Annotated in this window: 18 protein-coding genes; 11 read left to right on the forward strand and 7 right to left on the reverse strand. The window is 72.0% G+C overall.

From position 1 onward, the window contains the following. Nucleotides 1-57 precede the first annotated feature (57 nt). On the reverse strand, nt 58-258 hold the full coding sequence (locus tag ACQP2O_RS51965; RefSeq protein WP_433177655.1) for a hypothetical protein: 201 nt from the start codon (nt 256-258) through the stop codon (nt 58-60). A 328-nt stretch (nt 259-586) separates the two neighbouring features. Between ACQP2O_RS51965 and ACQP2O_RS51970 the strand changes: the two genes are divergently transcribed. Further along, nucleotides 587-1,711 (forward strand): helix-turn-helix domain-containing protein, encoded by a 1,125-nt coding sequence (locus ACQP2O_RS51970; protein WP_433177657.1) that lies wholly within the window; start codon nt 587-589, stop codon nt 1,709-1,711. A 201-nt stretch (nt 1,712-1,912) separates the two neighbouring features. Continuing rightward, the gene (locus tag ACQP2O_RS51975) at nt 1,913-2,767 is read left to right on the forward strand and encodes an isocitrate lyase/PEP mutase family protein (protein WP_433177659.1); all 855 of its coding nucleotides are present in this window, start codon (nt 1,913-1,915) and stop codon (nt 2,765-2,767) included. Nucleotides 2,768-2,773: 6 nt separating this feature from the next. On the opposite strand, the gene ACQP2O_RS51980 is transcribed toward ACQP2O_RS51975, so the two are convergent. Both ACQP2O_RS51980 and ACQP2O_RS51985 read right to left on the reverse strand, forming a co-directional pair. Then, nucleotides 2,774-5,260, reverse strand: coding sequence for a penicillin acylase family protein (locus tag ACQP2O_RS51980; RefSeq protein ID WP_433177661.1), 2,487 nt, complete (start codon nt 5,258-5,260; stop codon nt 2,774-2,776). Nucleotides 5,261-5,386: 126 nt separating this feature from the next. Next, nucleotides 5,387-6,409 (reverse strand): helix-turn-helix transcriptional regulator, encoded by a 1,023-nt coding sequence (locus ACQP2O_RS51985; RefSeq protein ID WP_433177663.1) that lies wholly within the window; start codon nt 6,407-6,409, stop codon nt 5,387-5,389. 52 nt (nt 6,410-6,461) lie between these two features. Here ACQP2O_RS51985 and ACQP2O_RS51990 point away from each other — a divergent pair, with 52 nt between their 5' ends. Beyond that, entirely contained in the window at nt 6,462-7,607 is a 1,146-nt protein-coding gene (locus ACQP2O_RS51990) for an epoxide hydrolase family protein (protein ID WP_433177665.1), read from the forward strand. A gap of 74 nt (nt 7,608-7,681) precedes the next feature. Here ACQP2O_RS51990 and ACQP2O_RS51995 read toward each other — a convergent pair whose 3' ends face one another. Further along, nucleotides 7,682-8,305 (reverse strand): NAD(P)-dependent oxidoreductase, encoded by a 624-nt coding sequence (locus ACQP2O_RS51995; protein ID WP_433177667.1) that lies wholly within the window; start codon nt 8,303-8,305, stop codon nt 7,682-7,684. Between the two features lie 102 nt (nt 8,306-8,407). On the opposite strand from ACQP2O_RS51995, the gene ACQP2O_RS52000 reads away from it, so the two are divergent. Further along, nucleotides 8,408-8,794 carry a winged helix-turn-helix transcriptional regulator gene (locus ACQP2O_RS52000; protein ID WP_433177669.1) on the forward strand — a complete coding sequence of 129 codons (387 nt, stop codon included), beginning with the start codon at nt 8,408-8,410 and terminating at the stop codon, nt 8,792-8,794. Between the two features lie 225 nt (nt 8,795-9,019). Next, nucleotides 9,020-9,679 (forward strand): GntR family transcriptional regulator, encoded by a 660-nt coding sequence (locus ACQP2O_RS52005; protein ID WP_433177671.1) that lies wholly within the window; start codon nt 9,020-9,022, stop codon nt 9,677-9,679. A gap of 159 nt (nt 9,680-9,838) precedes the next feature. On the opposite strand, the gene ACQP2O_RS52010 is transcribed toward ACQP2O_RS52005, so the two are convergent. Continuing rightward, a complete protein-coding gene (locus tag ACQP2O_RS52010; protein ID WP_433177672.1) occupies nt 9,839-11,185 on the reverse strand; it encodes an MFS transporter in 1,347 nt (448 codons plus the stop codon). Between the two features lie 191 nt (nt 11,186-11,376). Here ACQP2O_RS52010 and ACQP2O_RS52015 point away from each other — a divergent pair, with 191 nt between their 5' ends. From ACQP2O_RS52015 to ACQP2O_RS52030, 4 genes are all read left to right on the forward strand, one after another. Continuing rightward, nucleotides 11,377-12,120, forward strand: coding sequence for a PIG-L deacetylase family protein (locus ACQP2O_RS52015; protein WP_433177674.1), 744 nt, complete (start codon nt 11,377-11,379; stop codon nt 12,118-12,120). A 90-nt stretch (nt 12,121-12,210) separates the two neighbouring features. Beyond that, the gene (locus ACQP2O_RS52020; protein ID WP_433177676.1) at nt 12,211-12,906 is read left to right on the forward strand and encodes a 4-carboxy-4-hydroxy-2-oxoadipate aldolase/oxaloacetate decarboxylase; all 696 of its coding nucleotides are present in this window, start codon (nt 12,211-12,213) and stop codon (nt 12,904-12,906) included. Then, the gene (locus ACQP2O_RS52025; protein WP_433177678.1) at nt 12,903-13,991 is read left to right on the forward strand and encodes a 4-oxalomesaconate tautomerase; all 1,089 of its coding nucleotides are present in this window, start codon (nt 12,903-12,905) and stop codon (nt 13,989-13,991) included. The genes ACQP2O_RS52020 and ACQP2O_RS52025 overlap by 4 nt, the downstream gene beginning before the upstream one ends. Further along, nucleotides 13,975-14,919, forward strand: coding sequence for a catechol 2,3-dioxygenase (locus tag ACQP2O_RS52030; RefSeq protein ID WP_433177680.1), 945 nt, complete (start codon nt 13,975-13,977; stop codon nt 14,917-14,919). The genes ACQP2O_RS52025 and ACQP2O_RS52030 overlap by 17 nt, the downstream gene beginning before the upstream one ends. Nucleotides 14,920-14,926: 7 nt before the next feature. Here the strand turns inward: ACQP2O_RS52030 and ACQP2O_RS52035 are convergent, their stop codons facing one another. Continuing rightward, a complete protein-coding gene (locus ACQP2O_RS52035) occupies nt 14,927-16,120 on the reverse strand; it encodes a cytochrome P450 (RefSeq protein WP_433177682.1) in 1,194 nt (397 codons plus the stop codon). 194 nt (nt 16,121-16,314) lie between these two features. Beyond that, complete coding sequence (locus ACQP2O_RS52040) at nt 16,315-17,556, reverse strand: cytochrome P450 (protein ID WP_433177684.1); 1,242 nt, start codon at nt 17,554-17,556, stop codon at nt 16,315-16,317. A 257-nt stretch (nt 17,557-17,813) separates the two neighbouring features. Between ACQP2O_RS52040 and ACQP2O_RS52045 the strand changes: the two genes are divergently transcribed. Continuing rightward, nucleotides 17,814-19,472, forward strand: a complete 1,659-nt coding sequence (locus tag ACQP2O_RS52045) for an FAD-dependent monooxygenase (protein ID WP_433177686.1) — start codon at nt 17,814-17,816, stop codon at nt 19,470-19,472. Nucleotides 19,473-19,510: 38 nt separating this feature from the next. Beyond that, complete coding sequence (locus ACQP2O_RS52050) at nt 19,511-20,365, forward strand: phytanoyl-CoA dioxygenase family protein (RefSeq protein WP_433177688.1); 855 nt, start codon at nt 19,511-19,513, stop codon at nt 20,363-20,365. Nucleotides 20,366-20,394 lie beyond the last annotated feature (29 nt).

A 20,394-nucleotide genomic window follows, 5' to 3' on the forward strand; every position in this document is an offset into this window, starting at 1 on the left:
GGGACCGACGGCGCCCGTACGGCACCAGCCGACGGCGGGGGCTTCGCGGACGTCGCGTCACCGGCACGCGGCGCCTCGCTTCAGCGCTTGGGTCGGGTACAGATCGAGCAGGAATCCCTTGTGGTCGGTGGGCTCCACCACGTGCATCTCACCGCAGCCGGAGCCGCGGGTGAACTCGTACAAGTAGTAGATGCGCTGCAGGCCGCTCGTCGGCGTGCGGTCGACGGGCTTCGCCTCGAGGTCGGATCGAGTCCACATCCGGAACGTATGCGGGCCCGATTACATATCGACTACACGCCGCTTACACCGGCCACGGGGATGGCCGCCATCCGTGCCTCGTGTCGACGGCTGGGCCGGTAAAGCATCTGTAATCGATTTGAAATCGCAGGTGCCGGATACTGACCGCACTGACCGCCTCAGGGGAGGCGAGTCCGGTCGGTCCGGCCGTTGCCGCAGCAGGGACCGAGTCTCGCGCGGGTGCCAGCGCGCCACCGATCGAACCAGCCAGCGGAGCGACCAAGGGGGAGCATTGGATCGCGGACAGATGACGCGTGCCCGCGTAAGCCGGACCCGACAACAGCGCCCATTGCCGACGAATCTCCCCCAAACCACCCGGACCCTGCTGGAGGAGCTCCGCACCCTGAAGGACCGTTCCGGGTACGACCTCCGCACCCTGGAGGGGAAGACCTACGCGAGCCGCTCGTCCTGGGGGCGCTGGCTCAGCGGAAAGACGTGGATCCCCTGTACGGCCGTCGAGACCATGGCCGAGCTGTGCGGCGGTGACAAGCAGCGCCTCCGGGCCCTGTGGTACCGCGCGGACGACGACCGGCGAATCCCTTCCGTCCTGGAGCACGCCGGCGACGCCCGGTCGCCCGCCGCCGAGGATCCGGAGGGCGCGGCGGCGGACGGCACCCCATCGCAGGGCGCGACGCCCGATGTCGTTTCGCCGAAGGGCTCAGCGCCTGATCTCACGGAGGGCGCAGTGCCCGATGGCTCCTCGCCGGAGGGCGCGGCGCGTGAGGACGTCCCGGCGGGGAGAGTGGCCCGGGACGACACATCGCCGCAGGGGGCGGCGCGCGAGGACATCGCCGCGGAACGCTCCGACGCGGCGGTGTCGCGGCGGCCCGGCGCTCCACGGCGAAGACGGATGCTCCACATCGGCATCACGCTCGGCTGCTCTCTCGCCGCCGGCACCGTCGGCCTCGCCAGCGGGCTGTCGCTCCCTCGGGAACCGGCTCGGCGACCGCACCACCCGGCCCCCACCTACGCGCAGTGGAGCACCCGGCCGCAGATCCTCGCGCGCGCCCGGACCTGGCGCCCGCACAGCGACCGGCGCATCCCGTACGACAGCTCGAAGAAGAACGGCGGCTACCGCACGGACGGCTCCGGATACGCCTCCATGGCCCTCGGACTTCCGGCACCGGGACCCAACTCCACCGACCTCGCCTGGGGCGGCTACACCCGGCAGATCCCCCCGTCCAAGCTGCTCCCCGGCGATCTGATCATCAACGCCACCGGCCAGGCGACCATCCGGCAGGTCGCGATCTTCGAGAAGTGGGCGAACACCGCGCACACGGCGTACTGGGTCTATCAGCAACGCCGTGGCCACGGCACGGACCACCTGGTGCTCCGCTACGCCCTGTCCGCGAACAGCCCCTACCGCCCGTACCGGCCCCTGAACATCAACGAACAGGACGAGCCCTCGTCCTGAGCCGCCCGGCCCCGGGTGAGGTCGCCCGCATCGACGGTGAGGTCACCGCCGGTTCGCGGACGGCGGGTCCGCGTGGTTCTTCGACGGCGGAGCCGGCGTCCGCGTGCCCGACATCGAGAACCTCTGCAAGACCCTCGCCTGATCACGTTGATGTCGGAAACCTGCCAGACGCCATGCGCCGTGCACTGGTGGAATTCCGACATGTCCTCGACCCAGAACGGATCCTCGACGATGCACCGTGACAAGGCCCTGCTGTTTCGCGAGTCGCACCGAAGCGGCAGGCCCTTGCTGCTCGCCAACGCGTGGGACGCCGCGTCCGCGCGGGTGGCGGAAGACGCCGGTGCCGTCGCGGTCGCCACGACGAGCGCGGGTGTCGCCTGGGGCCTCGGTGCCCCCGACGGCGACCGGCTCGGCCGCGACCTGGCCCTCGATCTCATCGCCCGTGTCGTCGCCGCGGTCGACGCCCCCGTCACCGCGGACATCGAGAGCGGCTACGCCGACGACCCTGACGGGGTCGCCGTGACGATCGGCGGCGTACTCGCCGCGGGTGCCGTCGGAATCAACATCGAGGACGCCCACCACGCCGGGCCGGAGCCGCTGCGCCCGGTGGCGGAGCAGGCGAACCGGATCGCCGCGGCCCGCCAGGCCGCCGACGCCTCTTCCCTGTTCATCAACGCGCGGATCGACACGTACCTGATGGCCGTCGGAGACCCGCACGATCGGCTGTCGGAGACTCTGAAACGCGCCGAGGCGTACGTCGCGGCCGGCGCGGACGGCGTCTTCGTGCCCGGTGTCACCGACCCCGAGGTCGTCTCGACCCTGGTGGAAGGGCTGGAGGTGCCCCTGAACGTGCTCGCCGGTCCGGGCGCGCCGGACGTCGCCACGCTCGCCGGGCTGGGCGTGGCGCGGATCAGTCTCGGCTCGTCCATCGCTCAGGCCGCGTACGCCCTCGTGCGGCGGAGCACACGGGAACTGCTCACCACCGGCACTTATGGGGCGCTCGCCGAGGCGCTCGACTACGGGGAGCTCAACGCCCTCCTGCGCAGCGCCGACTGACGACCGCTACCCGCGCGACCGGGAGGGCACGAGCGTCAGGGTGTGCGCGGCCTCGCGGCGGATCGTCGCGGGGTCGGACCGCATCGGGATCGTGTCGCCGCGCGCCCACAGCGGCGCCTGGTCCCCGTAGTGGTCCGCGAAGGCGTGGCCGGACGCGCCGGTGAGGTTGATCCAGCGGGAGCGGTTCGGGTCGGCCAGGTCCACGACCATGCGCATGGACGGCACCCAGTCGACCTGGTAACCCTCCTGCGGGTTCCAGCCGGTCGCGTCGACGAGCGAGTCGCCGCCCGCGAGCTTCAGCGGCCCGCGGTTGAACAGCCACTCGATCGGCCCGATCCCAGAGGTGCCGAAGGTCTGGTTGGTCAGCGTCAGCGTGTGCAGGTCGCCCCAGCGCCACTTCGCCGGGTCGCCGCCAAGCCGTTTGCGCAGCTCCGCCTCGGCGTCCTTGAGTGCGAGCCGGAGCATGTCGTCGCGGGTCTCCTTCGCCGGCGTGCGCACATCGTCCCACCAGGGGTCGTCCGGCCGGTTCAGGAGGTTCCGGAGCACCTCGAACCAGCGGTCCCCGCCGTCGGGCCGGGCGTCCTCGGGCAGCTCGTCGTCGAACGTCCGCAGCAGCAGGTGCCGGTACACCGCGTTGTAGAAGGCGGCCGGGGCCGAGCGGGCGGGCTGGGTGAAGTCCCAGCCGCGCAGCAGCGCCACCGCGGGACCGGAGCCGACGCGCAGCAGGTGCGGCACCAGGGTCGGCGCGAAGCCGTTGCGGTCGTCGAGCTGGATCCGCCCCATCGTCGCCGCGTCCATGACCGGCGTCCGCCGGACCAGCTCGGTGATGCGCGCGGCGCGGTAGCCGTACGCCCAGTCCCGGGTCAGCATCCGCGGGTAGCCCGGCCCGGTGGCGGCGTTGTTCGCGGTGACGATGTAGCCCTGCGGCGGGTCGTACGTGCTGGGCAGTTCGTCGAACGGGATGTACCCCTTCCACTCCTGCGCGCCGGTCCAGCCCTGCGCCGGCCAGCGCCCGTCGCCGCTCGTACGGATCGGGATGCGGCCGGGCGCCTGGTAGCCGATGTGCCCGTCGACGTCGGCGTACACGAGGTTCTGCGCCGGGACCTCGAAGGAGCGGGCGGCGGCGCGGAACTGCTCCCAGTTCCCGGCGGTGTCCAGCGACACGATCGCGTCGGCGGTCCGGCCCGGGTCGAGCGCGGTCCACCGCAGCGCGACCGCCGCTCCGTTCCCCGCCGTACGGGCCGAGGTCATGACGTCGGACAGCAGCGGCCCGTGCCGCGTCGACCGTACGGTGATGGTCGCCGGCTTCGCCCCGGCGACCTCGATCTGTTCGGTCCGGAGCGCGAGGGGCTCCTGGCGGCCCCGGTACTCGTACGTCGTGCCGGTGACCCGCTCCAGGTACAGGTCGGTGACGTCCGGGCCGAGGTTCGTGAAGCCCCAGGCGATCCGGGCGTTGTGCCCGATGATGACGCCGGGCACGCCGGAGAACGTGAACCCGGTGACGTCGAACGGGCAGGCCGCCGACGGACGGCGGCAGTGCAGCCCGGCCTGGTACCAGATCGACGGCATCTGCGGCGCGAGGTGCGGGTCGTTCGCCAGGAGCGGCTTCCCGGTGTTCGTGCGGGCGCCCGAGACGACCCAGGAGTTCGAGCCCAGGCCGGGGGCGCCGTTGCCGAGCATCGTCGGCATGGCGTGGATCGCGGCGGCGACGCGGGTCAGCGCCGGGGACAGCGCGCGGGCGCGCGGCGCCGGGCCCGTACGTCCGCCGGAGCCGTTCGGGACGATGACCGGGTTCCGGTCGTACGGGTAGGCGGGGTAGAGCTGGTCGGCTCGGGCCGGGGAGACCTTCGTGGCGGCGAGCGCGCGGCCCAGCTCCTCGTCCATGTTGCTGCGCAGGTCCCACGCCATCGCCTTGAGCCAGGACAGGGAGTCGACGGCGGTCCAGGGCTCGGGATGATAGCCGGTCCGCTGCAGGCCGAGCACGGAGTACTCCAGGCTCTGCGTCGCGGTGTCGCGGTGCCGACTCAGCCAGGCGTTCACGCCCTGCGCGTACGAGTCCAGGTAGCGGCGGGTGTCGGGGCGCAGCAGCGGCAGTTCCCGCTCGGCGACCCGCCGCCAGCCGAGCGTACGGACGACCTTGTCGGTGTCGAGGGTGGTCTTGCCGAACAGCTCGGACAGCCGCCCGGCCGTGATGTGCCGCCGGAAGTCCATCTCCCAGAACCGGTCCTGCGCGTGCACGTAGCCCTGCGCGCGCATCAGGTCCTCGGCGCTGTCGGCGTAGATCTGCGGGACGCCCCACCGGTCCCGCAGGACGGTGACGTCCGCGCCCAGCCCCGGCACCGACACGCGCCCGCCGACCTGCGGGTACGACCGCCGGACCGTCCACCACCCGTACAGCGTGAGCACCAGCGCGAGCGCCAGGAGGGTGATCAGGACGCGGACGGCCCAGCGGGCCGTCCGCGGCAGCCGGGCCAGCGGCGCGAACCGGACCATCGACCCTCCACACGCCGGAACCGGGATGATCGCGTCAGTAAACCATTCGGGTCGGCATCCGGGAACGCATCGGCGGGCACCCGGCGCGGATGGCACGCGGACGACGACGGCTCACCGCGGACGACCTCACTGTTCGGCGGCGTCGGACGGCTCCCGAGCGGTGTGCTGGTCGGACACCTCGGGTCCGGGCCGCGGTGTCCAACGCGCCGCGTCGAGGAGGCGGGTGCCGAGCGCGCGGACGTGTTCGATGAGTTCGGGCGGCTCGTGCACCTCGAACGCGGCGCCGAGCTGCGCGACCCACGCCGCAAGCTCGTCGAGGGAGTTGGAGCCGGCTCTGAGCACGCACGTGTCGGCTGTGGCCGGTTCGACCGCCGCGACGGTAGGCGGCATCCGGGTGGCGACGACGTCGGCGGGGGCGTGCACCGTGAACCGGCCCTGGTAGCGGTACGGATGGACCGAGATCTGCTCCGACACGTAGCGGGTGAGATCGCCGCCGGGCGGCTCGCGGGGGGTGAAGCGCGGCCCGTTCGGCGTACGCAGCCGCATCCGGTCGACGCGGAACGTGCGCCAGTCACGCCGACCGGTGTCCCATGCCACCAGGTACCAGCGCCGTCCCGAGCTCACCAGCCGGTGCGGCTCGGCGGTGCGACGGCCCTCGGCACCGTCGCGGGCGCGATAGTCGAACCGCAGGCTCTCGCGGTCGCGAACGGCCGTGGCGATCGCGGTGAGCACGGCCGGGTCCACCGCGCCGGCCGGGGATGCCAGCGGGACCGTGGCCGAGCGCAGGGCACCGACGCGATGCCGGAGCCGGGGCGGCAGGACCTGCTCGAGTTTGACGAGCGCGCGGACCGAGGTCTCCTCGATCCCGGCCACGCCGGAGACCGCGGCGGTGCCGAGTCCGACGGCGACCGCGACGGCCTCGTCGTCGTCGAGCAGCAACGGTGGCACCCCCGTACCGGCGCCGAGGCGGTACCCGGGCGTCCCGGCGGTGGCGTCCACGGTGTATCCGAGTTCGCGCAGCCGGTCCACGTCGCGGCGGATGGTCCGGGCCGAGACGCCCAGCCGCTCGGCGAGTTCCGCGCCGGGCCAGTCCCTCGGCATCTGCAGTAGCGACAGCAGCCGCAGCAGCCGCGCCGATGTCTCCAACATGGCGGCCATCCTAGGACCGGACCTGTCCTAACCGGCCCCTACCGTAAAGAACATGAACGACGACAGAGAGATCCACCGGTTCCGTATCGACGTCCCCCAGGCGCAGCTTGACGACCTGCGCGACCGTCTCGCCGCGACCCGCTGGCCGGACGAACTGCCCGGGGTCGACTGGTCCTACGGCGTCCCGGCCGGCTACGCGCGCCGGCTGGCCGAGTACTGGCGCACCGGATTCGACTGGCGCGCCGCCGAAGCGCGGTTGAACGCCTTCCCGCAGTTCACGACCCGCATCGACGGGCAGAACATCCACTTCCTGCACGTCCGCTCACCCGAGCCGGACGCGCTCCCGCTGATCATCACGCACGGCTGGCCCGGCTCTGTCGCCGAGTTCATGAAGGTCATCGGGCCGCTCACCGACCCCGCCGCGCACGGCGGCGATCCGGCCGACGCGTTCCACGTCGTCGCGCCGTCGATCCCCGGGTTCGGCTTCTCCGGGCCGACCACCGAGACCGGCTGGGATCTGAACCGGGTCGCCCGGGCGTGGGCCGAGTTGATGCGTCGCCTCGGCTACCAGCGCTACGGCGCGCAGGGCGGGGACAGCGGCGCGGTCATCTCGCCCATGCTCGGCCGCGCCGACACCGCACACGTCGCAGGCGTGCACGTCAACGGCGGCCTCGGCTTCCCGACGGGCGACCCGGCCGAGTTCGAGGGGCTCACCGAGGCCGAACTCGCCCGACTCGGCCAGTACCAGGACCAGGACCGCGCCGGCTACGCGATGATCCAGGCGACCCGGCCGCAGACCCTGGCGTTCGGCCTGCACGACTCGCCCGCCGCGCAGTTGGCGTGGATCGTGGAGAAGTTCAAGGAGTGGACCGACCCGGCGCGAGAACTACCCGAAGACGCGGTCGACGTCGACCAGTTGCTCACCGACATCAGCATCTACTGGTTCACCGGGACCGCCGCATCGTCGGCCCGCCTCTACAAGGAGACCCAGAAGTCGTGGGGCGCCGCCACCGAGTACTCGCCGCTGCCGCACGGCGTCGCCGTCTTCCCCGGCGACCCGGGCGTCCGCCGGATCGCCGAACGTGACCACAAGGTCGTGCACTGGTCGGAATTCGACCAGGGCGGCCACTTCGCCGCCATGGAAGCGCCCGAACTGCTCGTCGAGGACATCCGGGCCTTCTTCCGCACGGTACGGTGACCGGCCTTTGACGCTGTGGAATCGATGATGCTCGACGTCCAGGCCCTCCAGCCGATGGGCCTGGACGTCGGGCATCACGCCTCCCGGATGCTGACGGCGGCGCGGTGGTGGCGAGGTGCCTCGACCTCGTCGAGCAGGGCGATCGCGAAGTCCGCGTACGAGATTCGGCTCGCCATGTCGCCGTGCTCGGCGACCCGATAGCCGCCGGTCCGCCCGCCGTCGTGGTCGAAGTCGCCCGTGGGGGCCACGTACGCCCAGTCCAGGTCGCCGGCCCGGAGCTCCTCCAGGCCCGCCGCGTGGCCGAGGGAGAAGGAGCGGTACTCGTTCGGATAGCCGGGCTCGTCCATCAGCGGAGCACCGGACGCCCCGGGCAGGACCGACGCCAGGCCGACCACCACCAGCCGGCGCACGCCCGCCTTCGCCAGACCGGTGGTCAGGGCGCGGGCCGACGCGGTGAAGAAGTCGTGCGGCGGCACGGCCAGGTCCGCGGCGGCGCTGATGGCGGCGTCGTGCCCGGCGGCCACCCGCTCGACGTCCGCCGCGTCCGTCGCGTCGCCCGCCACGACCCGGGCGCCGGTCAGGTCGCCGTGGCGCGCGGGGTCGCGGACCACGGCGGTGACCTGGTGGCCGCGCCGGTGCGCCTCGGCGACGGCCTGCCGCCCGGCCCGGCCGCCCGCGCCGAAGATCACGATGTTCATGGGTACCCGCCTCTCACCAGGGCCGGGTCCTGTGCGCCGGCCGGTGTCGCGGACGCTATCCAGGGGCGCGGTTACCGCCGGGATACCGGTTATCGTGCAGCCATGAGGGAACCCCTGCCCGCCGACATGTTCGACGAGCTGTGCCCGTCCGCGCTCAACCCGATCCGCTTCGGCGACAAGTGGGCGGCGCTCGTCATCCGGTGCCTCGAGGGCGGGCCGCGCCGGTTCTCCGAGCTGCGCGTGCCGCTGAGCCGCGTCACTCCCAAGGTCCTCACCCAGTCGCTGCGGTCCCTCGAACGGGACGGCCTGATCAAGCGCACCGTCTACGCCGAGGCCACCCCGCACGTGGAGTACGAGCTGACGCCGTTGGGCCGCAGCATGCTCGAACCGCTCGCGGCCGCCTGCGCCTGGACGTCGGAGCACTGGGACGAGCTCCTCGACGCCCGCGAGTCGTACGACGACGACGCCCGCCTCGACCGCGCCGGCTGACACGCCGAACCCCGGCCCGCAGCGCACCGGCGATCGTCAGCTGATCGCCCGCCCTCGCCGGCCATTGTGGCCGACGGACTCGAACCATTAGATTGTCAACATTATTTGCGATAATCTTCGGCCCGCCACCCGAGAGTGCCGCACTAGAATCGATCACCGGATCGTCGACGATCCGTACGACAGCGGGACGGGGCGCGTCGCGGACGAGCCCGCGAGCGAGGGATCATGCCAGCGCAGGAGCAGACCGTGAGCGGCCCGGAGGGCGTCGAGCCGCAGGACGTCACCGCCGCGATCCGCGAGGCGATCGTCCGGGGCGACTTCGCGCCCAACCAGCGTCTCGTCGAAGCGGACCTGTCCCAGCAGTTCGGGGCCAGCCGCAGCGGCGTGCGCGCGGCGCTGTTCGAGCTGGCCAACGAGGGACTCGTCGAGCGCGTCCAGCACCGAGGGGCCCGGGTCCGTGCGGTCACCCTCGAGGGGGCGATCGAGATCTCCGAGGTGCGCATGGTCGTCGAGGGCCTGTGCGCGGCGAAGGCGGCCGAGCGCGTCACCGACGAGGAGAGCGCCGAGCTGCGGTCGATCGGCGACGCCATGCGCGACGCCGTCACGGACGGGCACGTGCTGAAGTACTCCGAGCTGAACCAGCTGCTGCACCGCCGGATCATCGAGATCAGCGGCCAGGCCACGGCGGCGGGCGTGGTCGAGCGGCTGCGGGCGCAGAACGTCCGCCACCAGTTCCGGCTGGCCCTGGTGCCCGGCCGGCCGAACGTCTCGCTGGCCGAGCACCTCGCGATCATCGACGAGATCTGCGCGCACGCCCCGGACGCCGCCGAACGCGCCGCGCGCCGCCACCTGGCCAGCGTCATCGAGGCCCTCAAGGCCATCTGACCGAGGTCCGTCCGCACGCGGCCTCCGGCCATCGGTCTCAGGAGAGCGGTCCCGGGAGGCCAGTCGCGGAAGGCGAGGTCCGCCCGCGCGTCACCGCACGCGGCCTCCGGCCGTCGATCTCAGGAGAGCGGTCCCAGGAGGCCGATCCGCCCGCGCGCGTCAGGCCTGGCCGGGCAGCGGGTCGTCGACGGTGGCGCTCGGCAGGGGCGCGGGCCGGCGCCGGATGCTCAGGTACGCCGCCGCCATCATGACCGCGCCGACCACCCCGGCGATCGAGAAGGCAGCGAATCCCCAGGTGGCGGCGTCGTCGGCGACGAGCCTCCCGCCGAGCCAGGGCCCGAAGACGGCACCGAACCGGCCCACGCCGGCGACCCATCCGACGGCGGTGGCACGGCTGTCGGCCGCGTGGCGGCTGCCGACGCTCGCGTACACCATCGTCTGGGCGCTGAACAGCAACGCGCCCGTGAGGAACACGACGAGGTACGTGACGGCGAGCGGCAGGTGCACGGCGAACAGCCCGGTGCCGACGGCGGTGAGCGCGAACCAGACGATCGTGACGCGCAGCGGGCCGACCCGGTCCGACAGGCGGCCGGCGCTCAGCAGCCCGACGATGCCGCCGAGGTTGATGACGAGGAGGAAGCTGACGGCCGAGCCCAGTTCGTACCCGTTGGCGCGCATCATGGTCGGCAGCCAGGTGCTCACCCCGTAGACCAGCAGCAGGCCGGCGAACGACGCGGCCCAGAAGCTGAGCGTGGTCGGCCACTGCGAGCCGGCGAAGAGGGCCCGTACGTTCTGCCAGGCGTCGGATCTCCGGGACGCGGCGGCGGGTGTGTCCAGGGCGACTCCGTACCGGTGTGCCAGCGTCTCCGCCTCCTCCCGGCGTCCCTTGGCGACCAGGAAGCTCATTGACTCCGGCAGGAACCTGACCGCGAGCGGCACGACGACGACGGCCGGCACCGCGCCCAGCCAGAACACCGATCGCCACCCGAAGGACGGGACGACCCACAGCCCGAGCGCCGCGGCCACGATGCCGCCCGTCTGGTGGGCGGTCATCAAGACGCCGACCATCAGGTTGCGCCGGCCGGGCGACGCGTAGTCCATCACGTACGCGATCGCGGTCGGGAGGAGCCCGCCGAGTCCCAGGCCGGCGATCAGCCGCGCGCCGCCGAAGACGGCGGCGGACGGGGCGGCGGCGGTGGCCGCGGAGGCGAGAGAGAACAGGGTCACGTTCGCGATGACCGCCTTCTTGCGGCCGATCCAGTCGCTGACCGTGCCCGCGCACAGGGCTCCGACGAGCATGCCGAACGTGGTGTAGCTGCCGATGTCCCCGGCCTGGCCGGCCGTGATGCCGAGTTCGTGCCCTTTCAGGATCCGTGGCAGGACCGCGCCGTAGACGAAGAGGTCGGTGCCGTCGAGCAGGACGAACACCCAGCACAGGACCACGACCACCGTGGCCGGCCTGCGGAGTTGAGGGACGTACGAGGGGTCGGAGGGTTTCGCGGGCATCTCGTCTCTCGCTTTCGCCGGAGGCGGGTCCGGCACCCCCGCCTCCCGGACCTGGTGCGCTGAGAGTAATTGCGACACTTCTCCGCTACAAGAGCTTCGCCAAAATTGTTGACAATCTGTCCGGCGCGAGCACAGCATGAGGGCCGGGGCCAGCGCCCTGCTCCGGGAGCGTTCATCGCGAAAGGGTTCTGATGGGTACCGAGACCAGCTCCGCCGGTCCGCTGCTGGCGATCAGTGCGCACGCCGGTGACTTCGTCTGGCGCGCCGCGGGCGCGATCGCGCTGGCGGCCGAGCGGGGCGACCCCGCGAAGGTGGTATGCCTGAGCTTCGGCGAGCGCGGCGAGTCCGCCCGCGCCTGGCGCGAGGGCCGGACCCTCGAGGAGATCAAGGGCATCCGCCGGGCCGAGGCCGAGGCGGCAGCCGCCGAGCTGGGCGCCGAGATCGAGTTCCTCGACGCCGGCGACTACCCGCTGCAGGAGACCCCCGAGCTGGTGGACCGGCTCGTCCGCGTGTACCGGGAGTTCACGCCCGCCGTCGTGCTGACCCACACGCTCACCGACCCGTACAACGGCGACCACCCCGCCGCCGCCCGGATGGCCCTGCAGGCGCGCGTCCTCGCGCAGGCCATCGGGTACGACGCGCCGGGCGAGCCCCTCGGGGCGCCGCCGGTGTTCTTCTTCGAGCCGCACCAGCCGGAACAGTGCGATTTCAAGCCGGACGTGCTGCTGGACATCACGCCGGTCTTCGAGCGCAAGCGCAAGGCGATGGAGTGCCTGCCCGCCCAGCAGCACATGTGGGACTACTACACCGACCTGGCGAAGCGACGGGGCGTGCAGCTGAAGCGCAACGCGGGGCCCAACCTGGGCCTCGCGCACGACACGACGGCCGAGGCGTACGTCCGGGTGTACCCGCAGACGACGGGAGTGCTGGCATGAGGACGGTGCTGGTCACCGACCCGCAGACGACGGGAGCGCCCGCATGAGAACGATGGTCGTCACCGACCCGCGGACGACGGCGGTGCCGGCATGAGGACGGTGGTCGTCACCGACCCGCCGCGCGCCGACGCGGAGCAGGTCGACGCGCTGGCGGCGCACGGGGTCGCGACCGTCCACGAGGCGATGGGCCGGACGGGGTATCTGGGTCCGGGCATCCGCCCGGTCCACCTCGGGTCGCGCATCGGCGGCACCGCCGTGACGGTGCTGTCGTGGCCGGGCGACAACCTGATGATCCATGTCGCCGTCGAGCAGTGCCGTCCGGGCGACGTCCTGGTCGTCACGACCACGTCGCCGTCCACGGACGGGATGTTCGGCGAGTTGTTCGCGACCGCGCTGCGGCACCGGGGCGTCCGCGGCCTCGTCATCAACGCCGGCGTACGGGACGTCGCCGAGCTGCACGCGATGGGCTTCCCGGTATGGTCCGCGGCGGTCAGCGCCCAGGGCACGGTGAAGGCGACGCCGGGCGCGGTGAACGTCCCGGTGAGCATCGCCGGCCAGCCGATCCACCCGGGCGATGCGATCCTCGCCGACGACGACGGTGTGGTGTGCGTCCCGCGCGCGGACGTCGAACGCACCGTGCGGGCCGCCGAGGCCCGCGCCGCGAAGGAGGAGGCGACCCGCGCCGCCTTCCGCCGGGGCGAGCTGGGACTGGACCGCTACGGGCTGCGCGATCGACTCGCCGAGCTCGGCGTCGAGTACGTGAAGTACGGCGAGGACGGGTCGTGACCGGGCTGCGCTGCATGCTGATGCGCGGCGGCACGTCGAAGGGCGCCTACTTCCTCGCGACGGACCTGCCGGACGATCCGGCCGATCGCGACGACCTGCTCCTGCGCGTCATGGGCACCCCGGACCCCCGCCAGATCGACGGGATCGGTGGCGCCCACCCGCTCACCAGCAAGGTCGCCGTCGTCTCCCCTTCGGCCGACCGCGAGGCCGACGTGGACTACCTGTTCCTCCAGCTCGGGGTCGAGGAGCCGACCGTCTCCGACCGGCAGAACTGCGGCAACCTGCTCGCGGGCGTCGGGCCGTTCGCGGTCGAACGCGGACTCGTCGCGCCCGGCGACCCGGAGACGAGCGTCCGCATCCGGATGGTGAACTCCGGCAGCGTCGCGACCGCGACGTTCGCGACCCCGTCCGGGGTCGTGGAGTACGCCGGCGACACCGCGATCTCCGGTGTCCCCGGCACCGCGGCCCCGACCGTCGTCGACTTCGCCGGGACCGAGGGCTCGACGTGCGGGGCGCTGCTGCCGACCGGCCGGGTCCGGGACGTGATCGACGGCATCGAGGTCACGTGCGTCGACAACGGGATGCCGGTCGTCGTCGCGGAGGCGTCGGCGCTCGGCCTGACCGGGTACGAGAGCCCGGACGAGCTCGCCGCCGACGACGTCCTGCGGGACCGGATCCGGTCCCTCCGGCTCCAGGCCGGAAGGCTCATGGGCCTCGGTGACGTCTCGGACTCCTCGGTGCCCAAGACCACGCTCGTCGCCCCGCCCCGCGACGGCGGGGCGATCTGCACCCGAACGTTCATCCCGGTGCGCGTCCACGCGTCGATCGGCGTCCTCGGGGCCGTGACCGTGGCCACCGCGCTCCTCATGGACGGGGCCGTCGGCCACGACCTCGCCAAACTTCCGATGCCCGGCTCGCCCATGAGCGTCGAGCACCCGACCGGCCGCCTGGACGTCCTGGTCGAACTCGACGACGCGGCCCCCCGCCCCACGGTCCGCCGGTCCAGCGTCGTACGCACGGCCCGCAAGCTCTTCGACGGCACCGTCTTCCCCTGCCCTGGAGGCACCCATGGCGCCCCTGCATGAGATCGCGCACGTCGCCCACGTCGAGCTCCTGACACCCGAACCCGAGAAGAGCCTGTGGTTCTTCACCGAGGTCATGGGCCTGACCGAGAACGGCGCCGACGGCGACTCCGTCTACCTGCGCACGTGGGACGACTACGAGCATCACACCCTCAAGCTCACCGCGCACGCCACGTCCGGCATCCGCCGCACCGGGCTCCGTACGTCGAGCCGGGAGGCCCTCGACCGGCGGGTGAAGGCCGTCGAGGAGGCCGGGTACGGCGTCGGCTGGCGGGACGGCGACCCCGGGATCGGCCCCACGTACGTCTTCCGCGACCCCGACGGCCATGAGCTGGAGATCTACTGGGAGAGCGAGTGGTACGACGCTCCCCCGGAGCTGACGCCCTCGCTGAAGAACCAGGCCCAGGCGTACCCGGCGCGCGGCGTCTGCGTCCGCCGCCTCGACCACGTCAACTTCCTGGCCGCCGAGGTGGAGGGCAGCACGGAATTCGTCCGGGACGTTCTGGGCGGACACCCCACCGAGCAGATCAGGCTGGACGACGGGACGATCGCCGGTCGCTGGCTGACCTTCACCAACAAGTCGTACGACCTCGTCTACACCCGCGACCGGACGGGCAGCCACGGGCGCCTGCACCACGTCGCGTTCGCCACCGACACCCGTGAGGACATCCTCCGCGCGGCCGACATCTTCCTCGACAAGGGCGTGTTCATCGAGACGGGGCCGCACAAGCACGCCATCCAGCAGACGTTCTTCCTGTACGTCTACGAGCCCGGCGGCAACCGAATCGAGCTCTGCAACCCCTGCGCGCGGCTCGTCCTCGCCCCCGACTGGCAGACGGTGACCTGGACCGAGGCCGAGCGCGCCAAGGGCCAGGCCTGGGGCCTGCAGACCATCGCGTCCTTCCACACGCACGGCACCCCGCCGGTATGAGCCCGGCTCACCAGGTGACGGGCATCGCGTGCAGCCCGAAGAGCCCGGCGTCGTACGCGAAGGGCAGCTCGTCGAGCCCGGCCGCCAGGCGCAGTGTCGGGATCCGGGTCAGCAGGGTGCCGTAGGCGATCTCCAGCTCGGCGCGGGCGAGGTTGCGGCCGACGCACTGGTGTACGCCGTGGCCGAAGGCGAGGTGGTGCGCGGAGCGGCGGATGTCGAGCTCGTCCGGATTCTCGAACGCCCGCTCGTCGCGGTTGGCGGACGCGGCCAGCACCGTCAGGCGATCGCCGGCGCGGATCCTTACACCGCCGATGTCGAGGTCGTCTTCCGCCATCCGGTCGAAGCTGACCCAGTCCTGCACCGAGTGGAACCGCACCAGTTCCTCGGCCGCACTCGGCAGCAGGCTCGGATCGGCGCGCAGCGCGGCGAGCTGCTCCGGGTGCTCCAGCAGCGTCACCACGCCCAGTGAGATCGTGTTCGCGGGTGACTCGTAGCCCGCGAGCAGCAGCAGGAACCCGACGTTGATCAGGGCGTCGGCGGTCAGCTCCCCGGTGGGCAGGTACCTGGCGGCCAGCCGTCCGATGAGGCCGTCCTGTGGTGCACGCTCGGCGCGGCGGATGAGGTCGCGCAGGTAGTCGCGAACGTCCCGGGAGGCTTGTGGCGCCCGTGGGTCGATTCTCATCACGGCCAGCATCTGGAGCCGGGACTCGAAGAACCCGTGGTCCCCGGCCGGGACGCCGAGCAGCTCGCAGATGACGCGCGCCGGGACCGGGCGCGCGAACGACTCGACGAGGTCGGCGGGCGGCCCGTTCTCCAGCATCTCGTCGATCGCCGTGTCGACGATCCGCTGGATGCGCGGTCGCATGGCGGCAACCTGACGGGTGCCCAGCTCCGAGATCAGCATCCGCCGGTACTTACCGTGCTCGGGAGGGTCCAGGTCGATGAAGAAGCCGTCGTCGGGGCGATCGTCGTCGGGCCCGCGTGGCCGTTCGGGTCGTCCGGTGTTCGAGCTGATCCGCGGGTCGCTGAGGATCTGCCGCGCCTCGGCGTGCCGGGTGACCGCCCAGACCGGCTTCCCGTTGGGCAGGTCGGCCCGGACGAGCGGCGCGCGGGCGCGCATCCGCCGATACTCGGCCGGCGGAGCGAACGGGCAGGTCCGCTCCATCGGAAAGGTCGGTGGCGCGTCCTCGGATGCGCTCATCGCAGTTCCCTACTCGTAAGGCGAATAACATTCATTATTCGCGCATTTTCCGCGACCGGCGCAGCCGGGAGTATATCCATCGGCACGCTTCGTAAGCGGTCCGATGAATACGTGAATCGTTCCCCTCGTAACGCCTAATGTCAGATCTCGCGTCCTTTCTTGCGGAGACGCACGGAGCCCGGACATGCGTACGCTCAGTCGTGAATGTCGACGGCGGGACCCCAGGCGACCGGCAGCCGGTCCACCCCGTACACCGCCATCCGGTCGCGGGTCGGCACCTCGGCCGGTGGCACGGCGAGGCGCAGGTCGGGGAAACGGTCGAAGAGGGCGGTCAGCGCGATGCGCAGCTCGGCACGCGCGAGTTGCTGCCCGAGACACTGGTGGACGCCGTGGCCGAAGGCGAGGTGCCCGGTCCCGGAACGGGCCAGGTCCAGAGTGTCCGGGTCGGTGAAGCGCTCGGGATCGCGGTTGGCCACCGGCAGAGCGAGCACGACCGTCTCGCCGGCCGCGATGGCGTGGCCGTCGATCTCGACGTCGACCAGCGCGGTGCGGCGTACGTCGAACTGCAGGATCGACAGGTAGCGCAGCAGTTCCTCGACCGCGCGCTCGGCGAGGCCCGGGTCCCCGGTCAGACGGGCCCGCTGGACCGGTTCGGTCAGCAGCACGAACGTCCCGAGCGACAGCATGCTCGACGTCGGCAGGTGGCCGGTGGCCAGCAGCACCATGCCGAGGTTGGTGAGTTCGTCGTCGGTCAGGTCCCCGGTCGCCACCGCGTGTGCCAGCAGCCCGTCGTCCGATGGCGCCGGGCCGGCGCGGAGGCTCGCGACCAGCCGGCGCACCGTGCCGGTGATCGACATCACCGCCTCGACCGCCTGCTCAGGAGTGGAGTCCAGGTCGTTCATCACCGCGGTCGCCGCCTGGATCGCCTGCCGGTCCTCCACCGGCACGCCCAGCAGTTCGCAGATGACCAGGGCCGGGATCGGCACGGCGAACGCCGCGACGAGGTCGGCGGGCGACCCGCCGTCCGCCATGTCGGCGAGTGCCTGCTCGGTGTACCGGCGGATCGTCGGCGTCAGCTCCGCGACGCGCCGAGGGCCGAAGTGGCGGCTCAGCAGACGGCGGTACCGCGTGTGCTCGGGAGGGTCCATGTGCGGGAAGATGCCCGGTTCCGCGGGCGTGGGCCGCTCCTGCGCGCGTTCGCGGCCGACCGGCTGGTGGAGCAGTTCCCGGCGGGTGCTGAAGCGCGGATCGGACAGGATCGCCCGCGTGACGGAGTATCCGGTGGCGACCCAGCCGAGGTGCCCGTCCGGGTAGGCCAGCCGACTCAGCGGTGGCCGTTTTCGCAGCTCGACGGGCGGGTCGAAGGGAGTCGGCCGATCGGTCTCCAACGGTCGGGCATCGGTCTCCAACGGTCGGGCACTCGGGCCATCGCTCATCCGGCCACCTCCCGCCTCGGCGCCGAGCAGACGTCTCCGGCGCGCCGATGATCATCAGCCGCTGATTATGCATGACGAATCGAAAAAATGACACCACTAGTCAGTTCCGTACCGTCCGATTAGCATCGGCGCTGACCGAACAGGCACATCTGTCAACTCTCAGGTCCCACCGGCCGCCCTAATTTCAACCGGCCCGTGATGGCGGACCTGACGACTCTTCCAGCAAGCTCACTGTCATCTCTGAACAGGGGTGCTTAATGGCGGTTCGGGATGCCCAGGTGGCGGTTGTCGGCGGTGGACCGGTGGGGCTCATGCTCGCCTGCGAGGTGGCGCTTCACGACGTGCCGGTGGTGGTGTTCGAACGGCTCCCCGAGGTCGAGTGGCGTCCCAAGGCCGAGGGCATCACCGGGCGAGCCGTCGACATCATGGACCGCCGCGGCCTGATGCTCGGGGTCGCCGAGACCCCCATCACGCCGCCCACGCCCGAGCAGCAGGCCCGGATCGACGCGGGCGAGCGGCGGCCGGACAGCCTGCTGCCCAAGGAGTTCCCCGGTGCCCGGCATTTCGCCAGCATGTTCCTCCTGCGGCCGGAGTCACCCGACCTGCTGGTGCCCCAGCAGCTGCTGGAGATGGACCTGGCACGGCGCGCGGCCGAGCTCGGCGTCGAGGTCCGGCGCGGTCACACGGTCACCGGGTTCACGCCGTACGACGACCGGGTGCGCCTCGACGTCGACGGTCCGGACGGGCCGTACGCGATGGAGGCGGAGTGGCTCGCCGGCTGCGACGGCGGCCGGAGCATGGTCCGCAAGCTGTCCGGCGTCGCCTTCCCGGGGACGGACGGGATCACCAGCGGCTACCGCGCCTTCGCCGAGATCGACGACCTCGACTTCCACCTGCCGGGCTGGTTCCGCAAGGACTGCGGGCTCCTGGTGTACGAGGAGGGTCCGCCCCGGTTCATCACACTGGAGTTCGACGGCCCGCCGGTGAACCGGGACGCTCCCATCACGCTGGAGGAGTTCCAGGGCTCGCTGCGCCGGCTCAGCGGGACCAAGGTGACGGTCACCGAGGTCAAGAAGATCACTCGGTTCACCGACAACGCGCGGCAGGCCGAGACGTACCGCAGCGGGCGGATCCTGCTGGTCGGCGACGCCGCCCACGTCCACTCGCATTGGAGCGGTCCAGGACTGCGGCTCGGGTTGGGCGACGCGCTGAACGTCGGCTGGAAGCTCGCCGCCGTCGCCCGAGGCTGGTGCACCGACGACCTGCTCGACACCTACACCTCCGAGCGGCATCCGATCGGCGCGCAGACCCTGGAGATCCAGCGCGCCTCGATCGCGTTGATGCGGCCCGGCCCCCACGTCGACGCGCTGCGCCGGCTGCTCAGGGAACTGCTGCTCCGGGACGAGGCGAACCGTCAGCTCACCTCCCTGGTCGACGACCTGCACATCGGCTATGACATGGGCGATCCCGCGCTCACCGGTCCCCTGGTCGGGCGGTACAGCCCGGACCTGCGGCTGCGGCGCGCCGTACAGGTCCCCGAACCGCAGCACACCGACGGCGGCGTGCAGGTCACGGAACCGCAGCACGCCGACGGCGGCGTACGAGTCGCCGAACCGCAGCACACCGACGGCGGCGTGCAGGTCACGGAACCGCAGCACACCGACGGCACCGTACGAGTCGCGGAGCTGCAGCGCACCGGGCGGGCGCTGTTGCTCGACCTCGGTGCCGGTCCCGAACTCCGGGCCCTCGCCGAGCCCTGGTCCGATCGGGTCGACATCGTCACCGCCGAGTGCGACGAACCACCGGCGGACGCCCTGCTGATCCGGCCGGACGGCTTCGTCGCCTGGAGCACTCCCGCCGACCCGGCGTCGCTGCCGGACGCCCTCGCCCGCTGGTTCGGCCCGCCCGCGGCATGACCGGCCAGGTCCATAACGAACACGCTCCCGGAGGCGGAATGAGTGATACCAGGCTGACCACACTCCCGGGGTCGGCGCCGGTCGACGAGGCCATCAAGGTGGTCGACAGCGAGGGCGCGGTGATCGTCGAGGACTTCGTCGACGCCGCGACGCTCCGCGGACTCTGGAACGACCTCGGACCGGCCCTGGAACGCCAGGCGGACGGCGACGGGAGGCTGGTCGGCGAGAAGACCCGGATCCTGCCGGGACTGGTCCGCCGGACGGCGCACTCGGTCCCGATCCTGCGGCAGCCGCACTTCCTCGGCGTGGCACGGCACTTCCTGCAGCGCCCGGTGCGGGCCTGGCTCGGCGAGCAGCGCGTGGAGTTCGTCCCGACCATCCAGCTCGGCATCTCCCGGGCGATCCAGATCTCGCCGGAGGTGCCGCTTCAGGGGCTGCACCGGGACGACACCGCCCACCTGCGGACCCACCCGGGCCCGGAGAGCCGGGTGCAGGTCATGGTGGCCGCGAGCGAGTTCACCGCGGTCAACGGCGCCACCCGCGTGATCCCGGGCAGCCACCTGTGGGACGACGAGCGGGCGCCCCGCGACGACGAAGCGGTCCCCGCCGCGATGCGGGCCGGCTCCGCGCTGTTGTGGCTCGGCAGCACGTACCACGGTGCCGGCGTCAACGCCTCCGACGCGCCCCGCACCGGCCTGTCGTACGCACTGGACCTCGGCAACCTCCGGCAGGAGGAGAACCAGTACCTGTCCATGCCGCTGGAGGTGGTCCGCACGTACCCCGAGGACATCCAGCGGCTCCTCGGCTACGAGCCCTGCCCGCCGATGTGCGGCCTGCATGAGCTGAGCGATCCGATGCTGCTGCTCCGCGACGGAGCGGCGGGCCCCGTCTAGATGTCCGACGCCCGGTAACGCGAGGTCAC

This window comes from Actinoallomurus sp. CA-150999, assembly GCF_050942425.1.
Classification (GTDB): Bacteria; Actinomycetota; Actinomycetes; order Streptosporangiales; family Streptosporangiaceae; genus Actinoallomurus.